At 54.7% G+C, this 13,962-nt stretch carries 13 protein-coding genes; 8 read left to right on the top strand and 5 right to left on the bottom strand.

All coding sequences use genetic code 11. The features are described from left to right. Positions 1-59 precede the first annotated feature (59 nt). Positions 60-1,244 (top strand): acyl-CoA dehydrogenase, encoded by a 1,185-nt coding sequence (locus tag ACJJIJ_RS06480; RefSeq protein WP_252085744.1) that lies wholly within the window; start codon positions 60-62, stop codon positions 1,242-1,244. 75 nt (positions 1,245-1,319) lie between these two features. Here ACJJIJ_RS06480 and ACJJIJ_RS06475 read toward each other — a convergent pair whose 3' ends face one another. Further along, complete coding sequence (locus ACJJIJ_RS06475) at positions 1,320-2,201, bottom strand: DMT family transporter (RefSeq protein ID WP_252085743.1); 882 nt, start codon at positions 2,199-2,201, stop codon at positions 1,320-1,322. Positions 2,202-2,468: 267 nt separating this feature from the next. Here ACJJIJ_RS06475 and ACJJIJ_RS06470 point away from each other — a divergent pair, with 267 nt between their 5' ends. From ACJJIJ_RS06470 to ACJJIJ_RS06460, 3 genes are read left to right on the top strand one after another with little or no spacing between them, the layout of a single operon-like run. After that, complete coding sequence (locus tag ACJJIJ_RS06470) at positions 2,469-3,086, top strand: trimeric intracellular cation channel family protein (RefSeq protein WP_252085742.1); 618 nt, start codon at positions 2,469-2,471, stop codon at positions 3,084-3,086. A gap of 52 nt (positions 3,087-3,138) precedes the next feature. Continuing rightward, positions 3,139-4,782 (top strand): alpha/beta fold hydrolase, encoded by a 1,644-nt coding sequence (locus ACJJIJ_RS06465; protein ID WP_444938987.1) that lies wholly within the window; start codon positions 3,139-3,141, stop codon positions 4,780-4,782. A 35-nt stretch (positions 4,783-4,817) separates the two neighbouring features. After that, complete coding sequence (locus tag ACJJIJ_RS06460; RefSeq protein WP_444938986.1) at positions 4,818-5,657, top strand: sulfurtransferase; 840 nt, start codon at positions 4,818-4,820, stop codon at positions 5,655-5,657. A 143-nt stretch (positions 5,658-5,800) separates the two neighbouring features. Here the strand turns inward: ACJJIJ_RS06460 and msrA are convergent, their stop codons facing one another. After that, the gene (msrA, locus tag ACJJIJ_RS06455) at positions 5,801-6,424 is read right to left on the bottom strand and encodes a peptide-methionine (S)-S-oxide reductase MsrA (RefSeq protein ID WP_444885109.1); all 624 of its coding nucleotides are present in this window, start codon (positions 6,422-6,424) and stop codon (positions 5,801-5,803) included. Between the two features lie 174 nt (positions 6,425-6,598). Here msrA and ACJJIJ_RS06450 point away from each other — a divergent pair, with 174 nt between their 5' ends. Continuing rightward, on the top strand, positions 6,599-7,132 hold the full coding sequence (locus ACJJIJ_RS06450) for a J domain-containing protein (RefSeq protein ID WP_444938985.1): 534 nt from the start codon (positions 6,599-6,601) through the stop codon (positions 7,130-7,132). A gap of 24 nt (positions 7,133-7,156) precedes the next feature. Here the strand turns inward: ACJJIJ_RS06450 and ACJJIJ_RS06445 are convergent, their stop codons facing one another. From ACJJIJ_RS06445 to ACJJIJ_RS06435, 3 genes are read right to left on the bottom strand one after another with little or no spacing between them, the layout of a single operon-like run. Continuing rightward, complete coding sequence (locus tag ACJJIJ_RS06445) at positions 7,157-7,954, bottom strand: methyltransferase (RefSeq protein ID WP_444938984.1); 798 nt, start codon at positions 7,952-7,954, stop codon at positions 7,157-7,159. Further along, positions 7,951-8,280: a nucleotide pyrophosphohydrolase gene (locus tag ACJJIJ_RS06440; RefSeq protein ID WP_444924953.1), complete on the bottom strand. Its 330-nt coding sequence runs from the start codon at positions 8,278-8,280 to the stop codon at positions 7,951-7,953. Before ACJJIJ_RS06440 ends, ACJJIJ_RS06445 begins: the two co-directional genes overlap by 4 nt. After that, the gene (locus ACJJIJ_RS06435) at positions 8,270-8,998 is read right to left on the bottom strand and encodes a DUF599 domain-containing protein (protein WP_252085735.1); all 729 of its coding nucleotides are present in this window, start codon (positions 8,996-8,998) and stop codon (positions 8,270-8,272) included. Before ACJJIJ_RS06435 ends, ACJJIJ_RS06440 begins: the two co-directional genes overlap by 11 nt. Before the next feature lie 175 nt (positions 8,999-9,173). Between ACJJIJ_RS06435 and ACJJIJ_RS06430 the strand changes: the two genes are divergently transcribed. The 3 genes from ACJJIJ_RS06430 to cmoB all read left to right on the top strand — a co-directional run bounded on the left by ACJJIJ_RS06430 (position 9,174) and on the right by cmoB (position 13,932). Next, positions 9,174-12,083, top strand: coding sequence for an insulinase family protein (locus tag ACJJIJ_RS06430; protein ID WP_444938983.1), 2,910 nt, complete (start codon positions 9,174-9,176; stop codon positions 12,081-12,083). 121 nt (positions 12,084-12,204) lie between these two features. After that, complete coding sequence (cmoA, locus tag ACJJIJ_RS06425) at positions 12,205-12,948, top strand: carboxy-S-adenosyl-L-methionine synthase CmoA (protein WP_444938982.1); 744 nt, start codon at positions 12,205-12,207, stop codon at positions 12,946-12,948. A 6-nt stretch (positions 12,949-12,954) separates the two neighbouring features. After that, on the top strand, positions 12,955-13,932 hold the full coding sequence (cmoB, locus tag ACJJIJ_RS06420) for a tRNA 5-methoxyuridine(34)/uridine 5-oxyacetic acid(34) synthase CmoB (RefSeq protein ID WP_444938981.1): 978 nt from the start codon (positions 12,955-12,957) through the stop codon (positions 13,930-13,932). Positions 13,933-13,962 lie beyond the last annotated feature (30 nt).

The following is a 13,962-nucleotide window of genomic DNA, read 5'->3' as shown; positions in this document are numbered from 1 at the left end:
CCGGATTGGCGACAAACCCCAGTGCCGATTAATAACGGAAGAAGTAGAAGAGACTAGCCATGAGTAAACATCAGCCACTCGCCCACTGGGACGACATCCTGCTGCTGGACCAGCAGTTGACCGACGAAGAACGCATGGTGCGCGATGCCGCACGCGAATACTGTCAGAACAAGCTGATGCCGAGGGTCTTGGAGGCCAACCGCCACGAGATTTTCGACCGTGAAATCATGAGCGAAATGGGCGAGCTGGGCCTGCTGGGCTCCACCATCGAAGGCTACGGCTGTGCCGGTCTCAACTACGTTTCCTACGGCCTGGTAGCCCGCGAAGTCGAGCGGGTGGACTCTGGCTACCGCTCCGCAATGAGCGTGCAATCCAGCCTGGTAATGCACCCGATCTACGCCTACGGCAGCGAAGAGCAGAAACAGAAGTACCTGCCCAAACTGGCCAGCGGAGAGTGGGTTGGCTGTTTTGGCCTGACCGAGCCGGATGCAGGTTCCGATCCCGGCGGTATGAAAACCCGCGCCAAAAAAGTAGACGGCGGCTACCGTATCAGCGGCGCCAAGATGTGGATCACCAACAGCCCCATTGCCGATGTATTCGTGGTTTGGGCCAAAGATGACGAAGACATCATTCGCGGTTTCGTACTAGAGAAGGGTATGGAAGGCCTGAGCGCGCCGAAGATTGAGGGCAAGTTCTCCCTGCGCGCCTCCATCACCGGCGAGATCGTGATGGACAATGTCTTCGTACCCGAAGAAAACAAGTTCCCCGAAATTGGCGGACTGCGCGGCCCCTTCGGCTGTCTGAATCGCGCCCGCTACGGTATTTCCTGGGGCGCCATGGGTGCCGGTGAGTTCTGCTGGCACGCAGCGCGCCAGTACGGCCTGGACCGCAAGCAGTTCAACCGCCCACTGGCTCAAACCCAGCTGTTCCAGAAGAAGCTGGCCGACATGCAAACCGAAATCACCCTGGGTCTGCAGGCTTCCCTGCGCGTTGGCCGCATCATGGATGAGAACAAGCAGTTCGACCCCACCATGATCTCCCTAGTGAAACGCAATAACTGCGGCAAGGCCCTGGATATCGCCCGCGTTTCCCGCGATATGCACGGCGGCAATGGTATCTCCGACGAGTTCCACGTGATTCGCCATGTGATGAACCTGGAAGCGGTAAATACCTACGAGGGCACCCACGATGTTCACGCCCTGATTCTGGGCCGTGCCCAAACCGGCCTACAAGCGTTCGTCTAACGCCTCACCGGGCGCCACCCGCGGCATACGCGGGTGGCGCGCTCGCAGTAAACTTTTCTCCCTTTTAGCGCACTGCTATTGCCTGGCCTGTGCCTCTATCGCCTGCACATTAATCACACAAAAAGCAATTCCGATAAAAACCAATAGAGATGCACCCCACTCCATCGCATCCATCGATTCGCCTAAAATCACCCAGGATCCCATCAAACCAAATACCGGGACCAGCAGCCCAAAGGGGGCAACAAAAGCAGCTGAATAACGCCTAATCAAGTCCCCCCACCAAACATAAGCGAGCAACGTAAGGAATAGGCTTTGATAGAGGATCGCACCCCAGGCTATTGGCGAGGCCTCCAGTAAATGCTGAACGGGCTTTCGAGTTTCCAGGAAATAGGACAATACGAATAGAGGAATTGGCGGCACCAGCGATGCCCAGACCATCAGATGGAATAAATTTACTCCCCGCATTCTTTTCAAAGCCAGATTAGCAATGGCCCAAGCCATACCCGAGCCCATCAAGAGCAAAAACCCTTTCTGCGTTGTGGCCCCTCCCTTATCAGCATCAATGAAAAACAATGTAAAGCCAGCGGCCGCTATCAACAGACCCACAAGCTGCTGCCAACTTATTTTTTCCGCAAAAAAGCAGATACTGAAAATTAAGGTAAAAATCACTTGTGACTGCACCAGCAGCGAGGCAATTCCTGCCTGCGCATCAGTGCGCATCGCCAAGTAAACCAGTCCCGTAGTGAGAAGCTGTAAAAATACGCCGATCAGGACAACATTCCATACTGAGGTTTTTGGAAAAGGGAAAAACCAAACAAATGGAATAGACGCCAAGGCATATCTCATCGCCGTGAGCATCAAAGGGGGAACATCACTGAGAGCCAACTTAACAATCGGATAGGCCATACCAATGATGAATACACAAGCCAGTGCTTTTAAAATGCTATGAATTGGCATGTTAAGAGTTATCCATCCTGTGCTTCTGCCCGTTTCGCTGCCACTTCAGCAGGCTCTCTTTTTAGCGTTTATAGGGGGGTAAAAATTTTTGGAGCGGAAGAAAACAACTCCCCGCTCTGCCAAACATAGCAACCGCTAACGGAATTGCTCTAATGCCCCACTCTGCACGACCTCACACTTCTCTCCAGCGGCAAAGTAGACGATTCCCTTTGCTTAAATAGAAGTGCTATTCTCCCCTGCCCGCCAATTCCAGGATGTAATGATGATATGGATGAGCTGCTGCATTGGTTCGATATGATCGGTATCGCAGTCTTTGCCTTTAGTGGCGTACTCGCTGCAGGTCACAAGCAGATGGATTTATTTGGCGCAGTAGTACTCGCCTGTGTTACCTCTACGGGAGGGGGCACCATCCGGGACATCATCCTCAATATCCCCGTATTTTGGCTGCAGGACACCTACTATTTGTGGATTGCTGTCGCGACCGGTGTAATTAGTTTTTACCTGATACGCTATCTACAGGTACCCATGCGCCTGCTGATGGTGGCAGACGCTATCGGCCTCTCGGTGTTTGTAGTAATCGGCACGCAGAAAGGTTTAGAACTTGGCTATTCCGCCACTATTGCGATCGTAATGGGCATGATGACCGCCACCTTCGGAGGAGTAATTCGCGATGTACTTTCCGGCGATATCCCATTGCTCTTGCGCCGGGAGATCTATGCCACAGCAGCTCTTACCGGCGCCGCTGTATTAGTTGCCTTGGATGCCAGTGGCAAGTTGCCGGGGGATCTGGTGATTGCCATCGCTGTAGTGGTGACCTTGTCAATTCGCTTAGCGGCCTTGCGATGGAATCTATCCGCTCCCATTGCCCGATTTGGCAATCATTGAGCGACTCAATTTACAAAACCCAGAACTTTTTCGGCCCACAGGAATACTCTTAGTGCGAAACTTCCGCCCACTGACCGCCTCCATCATTTTGATCGGCCTGCTGATGAGTGCCTGTGATCGGTCTGAACAGGGGGCAACTTCCCCCGCAGCGAAAAAGCCCAGAAGTTATACCCACCTATACCCCAGATCCTGCTGGTTCAAAACAGACGACAGCTGGCCCGCCACTCAGTGCTTCATGATGGAGGTACCGGAGGATTACGCCCATCCAGAAAGGCGCAAAATCCGCTTCCCGGTTATACGCTTTCGCGCCAAGAATCCAGCGCCAAACAAGGCCCCGCTGCTGCATCTCGGGGCGGGTGGCCCCGGTGCCAGCATGGGCCTGGAACCAGAAAACGCCAGCGATTGGCTATGGCTGAATTACGCCGCCATGACTGTAGAGGATGGGCGCGATCTGATTGTGATAGACCCGCGCGGCACCGGCATGGCAAGGCCGCGCCTTACCTGCAGCGAATTTATCGAAGATGCGCAGACAGCTTTCCAGCGCAATCTCTCCCCGGAAGAAGAAGCACGAGTCTTCGCCTTCAGTATGGAGCGCTGCTATAGCCGCCTGAGCAAGGGCGCAGATATGGCGCAATACAACAGCTCGGTGATTGCGCGGGATGTAGATGAACTACGCAAGCGGTTAAAAATCGATAAACTCGACCTCTACGGCGTTTCCTACTCCTCTCGCTATGCCCTCACCTATGCGCGGGATTTTCCCGATTCAACCCGCGCCTTGGTACTCAACAGCGCCGTCTTTCCTAATATTGTCTACACCCAACAGTTGGCACAAGATTCACTGGCAGCTTACGAGCGCGGCCTCAAGCACTGTATTGAAGATGCGAAATGCAACAGCCGCTACCCAGACTTGCGCCGCCGCCTGGAAAATCTGGTGCAAACCCTGGATGAAGAACCGCGCACGATCTCCATCAAACACCGCTATTCCAACCAGCCCTATCCCTTTGTACTCACTGGCCAACGTTTGCTGCGGGTACTGTTCCAGGCCCTATACAACGAGAACTTTTACAGTGAATTACCAAAACTCATTGAGGGCCTGGAAAACAGTAGCGATGAAGGTCTGAAGCCCGCGCAAAAGGCCATAGGGCACTTTATGGAGATCGTATTGGACCCCTACTTCGGCGATGCCGCCGGAGTTAGCCATTTCTGCTATGAGGAAGCCCCCTTTGTCGATTTCGACGAGGCCCGCGAGAGCGCCGAGGACACTGGCATTCTCGGCGGTGCCGTACGCTCAGACCTGAAGCTGCTACAGTTACAATGCCGTATCTGGGCGATTCCCGCCGCACCACTGCTGGAATCACAACCCATCGCCACTCCCGCGCCGGTTATGGTGTTACACGGCGGCCTAGATCCTGTTTTATCAGCCGAAGATGTAGATGTAGCGCGCAAGGCACTACCCAATCATCAGTGGCTGCTCTTCCCTCAATTGGCACACGATATTATTTCCGCCAGCAGCTGTGCCGAAAAAGCGGCAGCACGCTTTCTCGATAACCCCACAAGCGACCAGACCGAGCCCACCCAAACCTGCCGCAAGCAGGAACTGGCCGATCAGATCCAGGATGAACAGCAGGGGCAGAACCAAGATGAACAGACAGAGGCTCCTTCCAGCGGAGTACAGGCCCCAGAAAGCAGCCCTTAATCAATTGGTGTCTTTGAACGACAGCAGGAAACAGCATGGACAGAGTTCGCAGCGCTTCGCTTATTGAGGTGGAAGACTTACAGGAATTAATCGCTAACAAAACCGTAGGGATTCTGGATTGTCGCTATGACCTCGCCGATAAGGAGAGTGGCGCCCTGGCGTATGCAGCGGGGCATATTCCCGGAGCCCACTATGCCAGCCTGCATAGGGACTTGTCGGCCCCTACCCATCAATTAGGTGGGCGCCATCCTATGCCCAACAGCGCTCAGTTCCAACAGTTCGCTCGCAAACTGGGGATCAACGCCGAGACGCCAGTCGTTGTCTACGATGATAATCGCCTGGGCTTTGCCGCACGGGCTTGGTTCCTGTTTTTCTTCTTTGACCACACCAATATTAAGGTTCTCAATGGGGGCCTGCGGGCTTGGCTCGATGCCGGCCTATCGCTAGAGACCCGTGAACCCACCATCACACCAGAGGGTAATTTCAAAGCAAACCCCAAAGATAACCTGCTGGTGCACTACGAAACCCTCAAGGCCTCCCTGGGCAATGCACCCTGGCAGCTGATCGATGCCCGCGATAAGGATCGCTTCGCCGGAAAACACGAACCCATAGACCCTATTGCCGGCCATATTCCCAGTGCGATTAACCAACCCTGGCGCGAAATGACCGATGATGAGGGTAAAGTGAAGTCAACGGTGGCACTCCAAGCACTATGGGACGCTCGCTCCGATGGACGTCCTATTCTGAATTACTGCGGCTCCGGGGTGACAGCTTGTGTGAACTATTTTGCCCAACAACTTGCCGGACGCCGGGACTCCCTGCTCTATCCCGGCAGCTGGAGTGACTGGTGCGCGCATCAACGGCAAGGGAAATAAAGCGGAAAGCAGTGCTCCCAATAAACGCACCATGAGCTGACATGACAGACCATGAAAAAGCTGAGCAAGAAATAAAATAAGATTATTGGGCAGGCAGGATTAAGGGGCGGTGGTTACCGCCCCTCTGGCCGAACGGATCTGACTCAATCGTACATAGGGTTGCGTAATATTGGGCAGATGGCCTCTTTATTTTTCGCCATATACTGCTGGTGGTATTCCTCGGCGTAATAAAATGGCTGGGCCATGCTGATTTCGGTAGTAATCTCACCGCGCTGCTTTTCGTTCAAGGCTGCTTGCACCGCTTCTTTACTCGCTTCCGCTTCTTTCTTTTGCCCCTCGTGAGTGCAGAAAATACAGGAGCGGTATTGGGAACCGATATCATTGCCCTGGCGCATTCCCTGGGTGGGATCATGCATATCCCAAAAAGTTTTTAGTAATTCCGAGTAGCTGACCTTGTTGGGGTCAAACACTACCTTAACGACTTCGGCATGCCCGGTACGCCCACTACATACCTCATCGTAATTTGGATTCTCGGTGGCACCATCCGAGTAACCCACCGCAGTAGCATAGACACCGTCAATGTCCCAAAACTGTTTCTCCGCACCCCAGAAACATCCCATGCCAAAAATTGCGACTTCCATGCCTTCGGGGAATGGCTCCTGGATTGAATTGCCGTTGACATGATGGATACCGGTGATTTCCATCGGCTGTGGTCGGCCGGGCAAAATCTGATCCGCATCCGGGATCTGGAATTTGTCGTATTGCATACTGTTATCTCAAGTGCTGAAATTTTCTTCAAACAGGATAGCCTCAAGCCCTCATTCCGCCCAGAGATTGGAAAGGCTTGAGGCGAGCCATGTTAACCTGACAATCCATGGGATCGAAAAGATATTTAAGCCCTGGGCACAAACTTGGCAAGTGCAGAACCTAAGGAGCCGCCATTGGCACGTTTAATTCTTCTAATACTGATCTTACTCGGCATCTGGTATGCCTGGCAGAAAATCAAGTCCAGCTCTAAAGGCGATAGGCGCAAACAGATTTTCTTTATCACCCTACTGGGTGCAGCAGTCATCGTAGTGTTACTAGCCGTCAGCGGAAGGCTGCACTGGGTCGGTGCCATGGTTCTGCTGATCCTACCGGTGCTGGGCCGCCTGCTCAATCAACTCACTCGTTTAATGCCCTGGCTGGCCCCCTTGTTTGAGCGTTATGCACGCAATCGACAAAATCAAAGCCAACAACAAGAACAAGAACAGGAACCCCATCAGGAACAAAAAGCCGCCCAGGCCGACCAAGGGCCGCCTCTGAGTGAACACGAAGCGCGACGAATTCTAGGCGTTGGCGCCAATGCCGGACGCGATGAAATTATCGGCGCTCACCGCAAGCTTATTCAAAAACTACACCCGGATCGCGGCGGCAACGACTATCTAGCCTCACGAGTAAATGCCGCCAAAGAACTGCTGCTGAATACGCTCTGATCGCAACTCTTTATCAGGGCAAGGTTATTCTGGTACACGACACAAGAGGTGAACATAGCGCGCCAACTGGCGATAAGGATCGGTCTGAGAATACTCCAATTCTTTTTGTACGATTGCCGCAGCGGGTAACTTGTCACGAATAGCAGGCGTCATAAAATCGTGAAAGCAACGAATACCGCTGTGGCAGATCACCTCAAAACCGGCCTCCTGCAGCCAATTACTCACCCACTCCAATAGCAGTGGGTTTTGTGGTGTCAGGCTCCCGGGGTGCCCACCCCAATAGTCTTCATTGATATTGCGCTCCAGCTGGCGAAAACTGCCACGCTGCAACAAGCGAAATTCCAGCGCGCGCCGATTGTAAAAAGTGAGGGACAAATGGCCACCCGGCTTGAGCAAACGGTGTAGCTGCTGTAAGGCCAAGCGTGGCTCCTCCAGCCATTCAAGCACTGCATGGCAAATCACAAGGTCCGCGCCCTGCAACGCTTTCATCTGCGCCAACGCCTGTAGGGGCTTATGCAAAAGGGTTACCCGCTTTTGTAAATGTCTCGCCTCAACTTCAGCGGCAGCGTGCTCCAGCATTTGCGCCGAAATATCTGCCAAGTACACCTGATGCCCCGCAGCCGCCAGGTCCATGGCAAAGTGCCCCTGGCCACCACCTGCATCCACGATTTTTAAGGTGCGCGACTCCCGGCTGACGATCGCAGCTAAATCCCGATTCAACACCGCCAGACGGATATCCCCCTTGAGGCCGCCATAAATACGATCGCGAAATCGATGCGCCAGGTCGTCAAAGTTCCTGTCACTGAAACCTGCCTCACTCATGGAGCCCCACCATTTACAACTTCTCTCGCGCGGCGCTCGTTTTCCGCAATCTTATCGCGCAGCGCTAAATCCATATTCACCCCCAGCACCTCTGCCAACTTACACAGGTACATCTGGATATCCGCCAGCTCTGTAGCAACTTCTTTAGCATTCTCACTTTGCATCAGCGAATGAATATCCGCGTCTTCGCGCCATTGAAAATGCCGATTCAACTCAGCCACCTCTACCGAAAGTGCCACCCCCAGGTTCTTTGCCGTATGTAGTTGCTCCCAGCCCCGCAGCTTGGCTACCTTGTCAAAAGCTGCCACAATTTCACTATTTTCCACTGAACTTCTTCCTCTGCTGGCGCTCCAGGCCGCCCTCCCGCGCCGCCAAAATCGAGTTGAGTGCGCGGGACATAAATTCCCGCCGATACAAGACACAAACCACAAAAAGGTAACCGGCAATAAACAGCAGCGGATGGATAAACCAGCCCAGCACCGACATGGAAAAGTAATAGGAGCGCAGGCCGTAGTTATAACTGTGCCCGGCGTGGTCGATCACCTTAGCGGTGCTGATAGCAAAACGAAGGCGCTCATCCTCCGACAGTTCACCCGCTTCCGGCGGAGGTGCGGCTCCAATCAACACATTGGCAAACGAGTATTGGCGCAGGGACCAGGTGAAATTGAAAAAGGCGAAAATAAAAATCAGGATAAGCAGCATCACTTTCAGTTCGAACTGCTCAACCGTGGTGGGCTCGGCAAAAGGCAAGCTGGTGAGCACTTCGATGGCAGCTTTGTTCGCCGTTAAGGCCGTCACCAGGCCCGCCAAAATTAGAATACTTGTGGAGGCAAAAAAACCAATCACCCGCTCCAGGTTACTGAGGATTGCGGTATCTGCCATGCGCATATCCCGATCGAGCATGCGCAGCATCCACTCCACCCGGTACCACTGCAATGATGATGTGAGACACCAAGTCTCTTTGGCTTTCTTGCGTGCAAAGACGGTGTAACCGACCCATGTGATTAAAAAGCCAGTGACGCTGGCGATATCCAACCAGGACAACCTCTATCTCCCTGTTCGTCTACATTTATGCCGGGGCTTCGGTAGGTGAAGTCTTCGCCTTGCTGACATCCTTGTCAACACTGTCTTTCCGGTGTGTGCAAGCGGTAGAATAGCGCCCTTTCACCGGCAGCAGAGGCCGGCCAGAAAATTTTCTATAACTCCAGGGAGCTGTCTTTTGAACAACTCACATCCTGCATTTGAACTGGTTACCAGCGCAGATATCGATTCCCTCGGCGTACGTGTCGAGGAATACCGCCACACCACCACCGGTGCCCAACACCTGCACATTGCCGCAGACAACGCGGAAAATGTTTTCCTGGTGGCACTGCGCACTGTGCCTCACGATTCCACCGGTGTGGCCCATATTCTTGAGCACACCGCACTGTGCGGCAGTGACAAATACCCGGTGCGCGACCCTTTCTTTATGATGATTCGGCGTTCACTCAACACCTTTATGAATGCCTTCACCAGCTCGGACTGGACCGCCTACCCCTTTGCCAGCCAGAATCGCAAGGATTTCAATAACCTTCTCGATGTCTACCTGGATGCGGTATTTTTCGCCACACTGGACCCGCTGGATTTTGCCCAGGAGGGGCACCGCCTGGAATTCGCCGAAACCGAAAACACCAGCAGTGAGCTGGTTTACAAAGGCGTGGTGTTCAATGAGATGAAGGGCGCCATGAGCTCGGTCAGCTCGCAGCTTTGGCACACCCTGAGTAAATATCTGTTCCCCACCACGACTTACCACTTCAACTCCGGTGGTGAGCCTACAGATATCCCCAAACTCAGTTATAAGGAATTGGTAGATTTCTACCGCAGTCACTACCACCCCAGCAACGCCATTTTTATGACTTTCGGCGATATTTCCGCCGCCGAACACCAGGCAGCTTTCGAAGAAAAAGCGCTGCACAAATTTGAGAAGCTGGACAAGACGATCGAAGTGGGCCGCGAAGACCGCTATCACGCCCCGCTCAAGGTGGAAGAGCACTACCCGCTTAGTGGTGAAGCACTGGAAGAAAAAACCCATATCGTTCTGAGCTGGCTACTCGGCGACGTTACCGATCTGGAAGAGGCCCTCACTGCACACCTGCTCGCCGGCGTGCTGCTGGATAACAGCGCCTCCCCACTGATGAAACTGCTCGAGACCACTGACCTCGGCACCTCCCCCTCCCCCCTTATCGGGCTGGACGATTCCCAGCGGGAGCTGGTATTTGTCTGTGGCATTGAAGGCAGCGAGCGCGAGCGCGCCGACGAGCTGGAAAAACAAGTGCTCGCCGTATTGGAAGAAGTCGCCGAGAAAGGCATCCCCTACGAGCAAGTAGCTGCCAGTCTGCATCAGTTGGAACTGCAACAGCGCGAAATCGGTGGTGACGGCTACCCCTATGGCCTGCAGCTAATCCTTACCGCACTCACCGGCGCCACTCACCGCGGTGATGCGGTTGGCCTGCTGAATATCGACGCTACCCTGGAAAAATTGCGCGATCAGATCAAAGACCCGATGTTTATCGCCAATAAAGCGCGCGAACTCCTACTGGAAAACCAGCACCGCGTGCGCCTGGTGATGAGCCCGGACGATAAACTGGCCGGGCGTAAAGAGCAGGCGGAAAAGGCGCAGCTGGCACAGATCAAAGCGCGCCTTAGCGAGCAGGAAAAAGCGCAAATAGTCGAAACCGCCAAGGCCCTCACGGACCGCCAGAATCGCGAAGACGATGCCTCCATCCTGCCCAAAGTGGGGGTAGAAGATATTCCCGCAGAAATGCCGGATGTCGAGGGTGAAATCACTGAGATCGGCGAACAAAAACTCACCCGCTACAGTGCTGGCACCAATGGTCTGGTTTACCAACAAATGGTATGCGCCCTGCCCGAATTTAGCGAAGAAGAAAAGGCGCTACTGCCCTACTACTGCCAGGTATTGAGTGAGGTTGGCCTCGCCGATAAAGACTACCTGGAAGTCCAGCAGTGGCAGACCCGTGTCGCCGGTGCCCTGCACGGTTTCACCAGCAGCCGCACCGCCATCGACAACCTGGATCACCTGTCCGGCCACTTTATTCTCTCCGGCAAGGCACTCTCTCGAAACCAGGGTGAACTCACCGAGTTGATGCAGGCCACCATGGCGCAGGTGCGCTTCGATGAGCACGCCCGTATCAAAGAGTTATTGCAACAGACCCTTGCGCGCCGCGAACAGGGTGTTGTCGGCAACGGCCATGCCCTCGCCATGGCAGCCGCCAGTGCTGGCTACAATCGCGCAGCCTGGGAGAGCCACGCCAGCGGTGGACTGCTTGGCCTGCGCAACCTGAGAGCCATGGTCAAAGGGCTCGATGAGAAAGATGGCCTGCAGCAACTTTCTGCGCACTTCCAGGCAATCCACAACAAAATCCTCGCCGCCCCGCGCCAGTTCTTGCTTATTGGCGAAGAGGAAAAACTCAGTGACTTCAGCCAAGCACTGGCACCACTTATCTCTTCATCCAGCACGGCTGCGGCCAATCCGGACGCACCTTTCGAGCGCAGACGGGTACAGGAGCTCTGGGTGGCCAACAGCCAGGTGAATTTCTGCTCCAAAGCTTACGCCACCGTACCCATGTCGCACCCGGATGCCGCACCGCTGTCCGTATTGAGCGGTTTCCTGCGCAATGGCTTCCTGCACCGCACGATTCGCGAACAGGGCGGCGCCTACGGCGGTGGTGCCGGACACGACAGTAATATCGGGGTGTTCCGCTTTTACTCATATCGCGATCCGCGTATGGGAGAAACTCTAGAAGACTTCGATGCCTCTCTGCAGTGGTTGGCCGAAGGCAAGCACAAAGAAGAGCAAGTGGAGGAATCGATCCTCGGTGTGATCGGCGGCCTGGATAAACCCGGCTCCCCCGCCGGTGAGGCCAAAAAGAACTTCCACTCAGGCCTCTATGGACGCAGCCACGAAGTACGCCAACAGTTCCGCAAGCGGGTAACCGAAGTTACTTTGCAAGACCTGCAGCGCGTTGGTGCCACTTACCTGGAACCGTCCAAAGCCAGCACCGCGATTGTCACCGGCCCCCAGGGCAGTGAAGCGGCTGCGACGCTCAACCTGCAAGAAGAAAAACTGTAATTGAGGCAGGCCCCCGGCAGCTTTAGCTACCGGGGGCCTGTTTTACCCGCTTGCAAATAAATAGTACTCGGCAGTAATCATTTCTCCTGGATCCATGCCGTGATCCCTAAGCGAAGTCCCGATGAGCAAACAAGATAATATCTACGCAAACCCACTGGGCCAGGTGGCCGGCTTTGAATTTGATCGGCAGGTGGTGCAAGTCTTCCCGGACATGATCAAGCGCTCCGTGCCCGGCTACACCACCATCGTGGCCATGATCGGCACCCTCGCGGAACGCTATGCCCAAGCGGGCAGCCGTTGTTATGACCTGGGCAGCTCACTGTGTGCCGCCACCCTGGCCATGCGCCACCGTATTCCCGCAGCAGACTGCGAAATCATTGCCGTAGATAATTCCGAAGCGATGGTATCCCAGGCGCGCACTGTACTCGAAGCGGATAGCGGTGAAGTACCCGTGCAACTCATTTGCGACAACCTGCAAAACGTAGCGATTGAAAACGCCTCCGTTGTGGTACTGAATTTCACCCTGCAATTTATTCCGGTTGAGGAGCGCGAGGAAATCCTGCGCAAAATCCAGCAGGGGCTGCGCCCCGGTGGCATCCTGATTATTTCCGAGAAAGTGGACTTCGCCGATAAAGACCACAATGAACTGATGATTGAGTTACACCACTCTTTCAAGGCCGCCAATGGCTACAGCGCACTGGAAATTGCACAGAAACGTTCCGCTTTAGAAAATGTGCTGATTCCAGAGACCTTAGACACCCACCGCTCTCGCCTTAAGAGCGTCGGCTTCACTAGCGTCGATGTCTGGTTCCAATGTTTTAACTTTGCCTCCCTGATCGCCATCAAAGGCACCCCCGATAAGTAAGTACCCGTGATTGACTACACCCAACTCTACCAAGGCCTGCAACATATCCCAGAGCTGCGCAGCTGGCTGGCTCAGCTTCCTCAGCAGGTAGCCGAAAACCTAAGTCCGCATCGCTGGGGCGACCTGCCCGACTGGCGCGCAGCTGTCGAAGCCCTACCGAATATCGCTCCCTCCAGCATCGAGCTCAGTAATAGCGTGCGTATCGGCAAGGCCAGCGACGCCTCGCCTCAGCAATTGCAGCGACTGGAACAGGAACTGAGAAAACTACACCCCTGGCGCAAAGGCCCCTGGGAAATATTCGGCCTGCCTATCGATACCGAGTGGCGCTCCGATTGGAAGTGGGACCGGGTACTGCCGCACCTCGCGCCTATGGAAAACAGACTGGTACTGGATGTTGGCTGCGGCAACGGCTACCACTGCTGGCGCGCCTATGGCGCTGGGGCCCGGCGGGTGATCGGCATAGATCCCTCGGCAAAATTCGTCGCGCAGTTTTACGCCCTGAAAAAATATCTCGGCGACGAACAGCCGGTAGACCTGCTGCCACTCGGCATCGAAGCCCTGCCCGCAAATCTGCGCGCCTTCGATACCACCTTCTCCATGGGTGTGCTCTACCACCGCCGCTCTCCAATGGATCACCTGCGCGAGCTGCGTGAGACCCTGCGCCCCGGTGGCCAGCTGGTGCTGGAGACCTTGGTGATTGATGGCGGGCTCGGGGATTGCCTGGTGCCAGAGGGCCGCTACGCTAAAATGCGCAATGTATGGTTCTTTCCCAGCTGCGCCACACTGGAAAGTTGGCTGCGCAAGTGCGGTTTTCGCGATCCTAGGACAGTAGACATGAATATCACCAGCCTGGAGGAACAACGGCGCACCGACTGGATGCACTTTGAATCACTGGCCGACTTTCTCGATCCGCAATCACCGGACAAAACAGTAGAAGGTCACCCCGCGCCCAAACGGGCTGTTTTGGTCGCGGAAGCGCCATAGCTTGTTTCACAGCCACAATCTGGAAACTCA

The organism is Microbulbifer mixtoriginis (SeqCode) (assembly GCF_052467945.1).
This window is presented reverse-complemented; position numbering and strand designations above follow the sequence as displayed.

Excerpts from the sequence above, each read along its gene's own strand:
- ACJJIJ_RS06475 (WP_252085743.1), bottom strand. The coding sequence starts at position 2,201 with ATGCCAATTCATAGCATTTTAAAAGCACTGGCTTGTGTATTCATCATT.
- ACJJIJ_RS06470 (WP_252085742.1), top strand. The coding sequence starts at position 2,469 with ATGGATGAGCTGCTGCATTGGTTCGATATGATCGGTATCGCAGTCTTT.
- ACJJIJ_RS06460 (WP_444938986.1), top strand. The coding sequence starts at position 4,818 with ATGGACAGAGTTCGCAGCGCTTCGCTTATTGAGGTGGAAGACTTACAG.
- cmoA (WP_444938982.1), top strand. The coding sequence starts at position 12,205 with ATGAGCAAACAAGATAATATCTACGCAAACCCACTGGGCCAGGTGGCC.
- ACJJIJ_RS06445 (WP_444938984.1), bottom strand. The coding sequence starts at position 7,954 with ATGAGTGAGGCAGGTTTCAGTGACAGGAACTTTGACGACCTGGCGCAT.
- ACJJIJ_RS06480 (WP_252085744.1), top strand. The coding sequence starts at position 60 with ATGAGTAAACATCAGCCACTCGCCCACTGGGACGACATCCTGCTGCTG.
- msrA (WP_444885109.1), bottom strand. The coding sequence starts at position 6,424 with ATGCAATACGACAAATTCCAGATCCCGGATGCGGATCAGATTTTGCCC.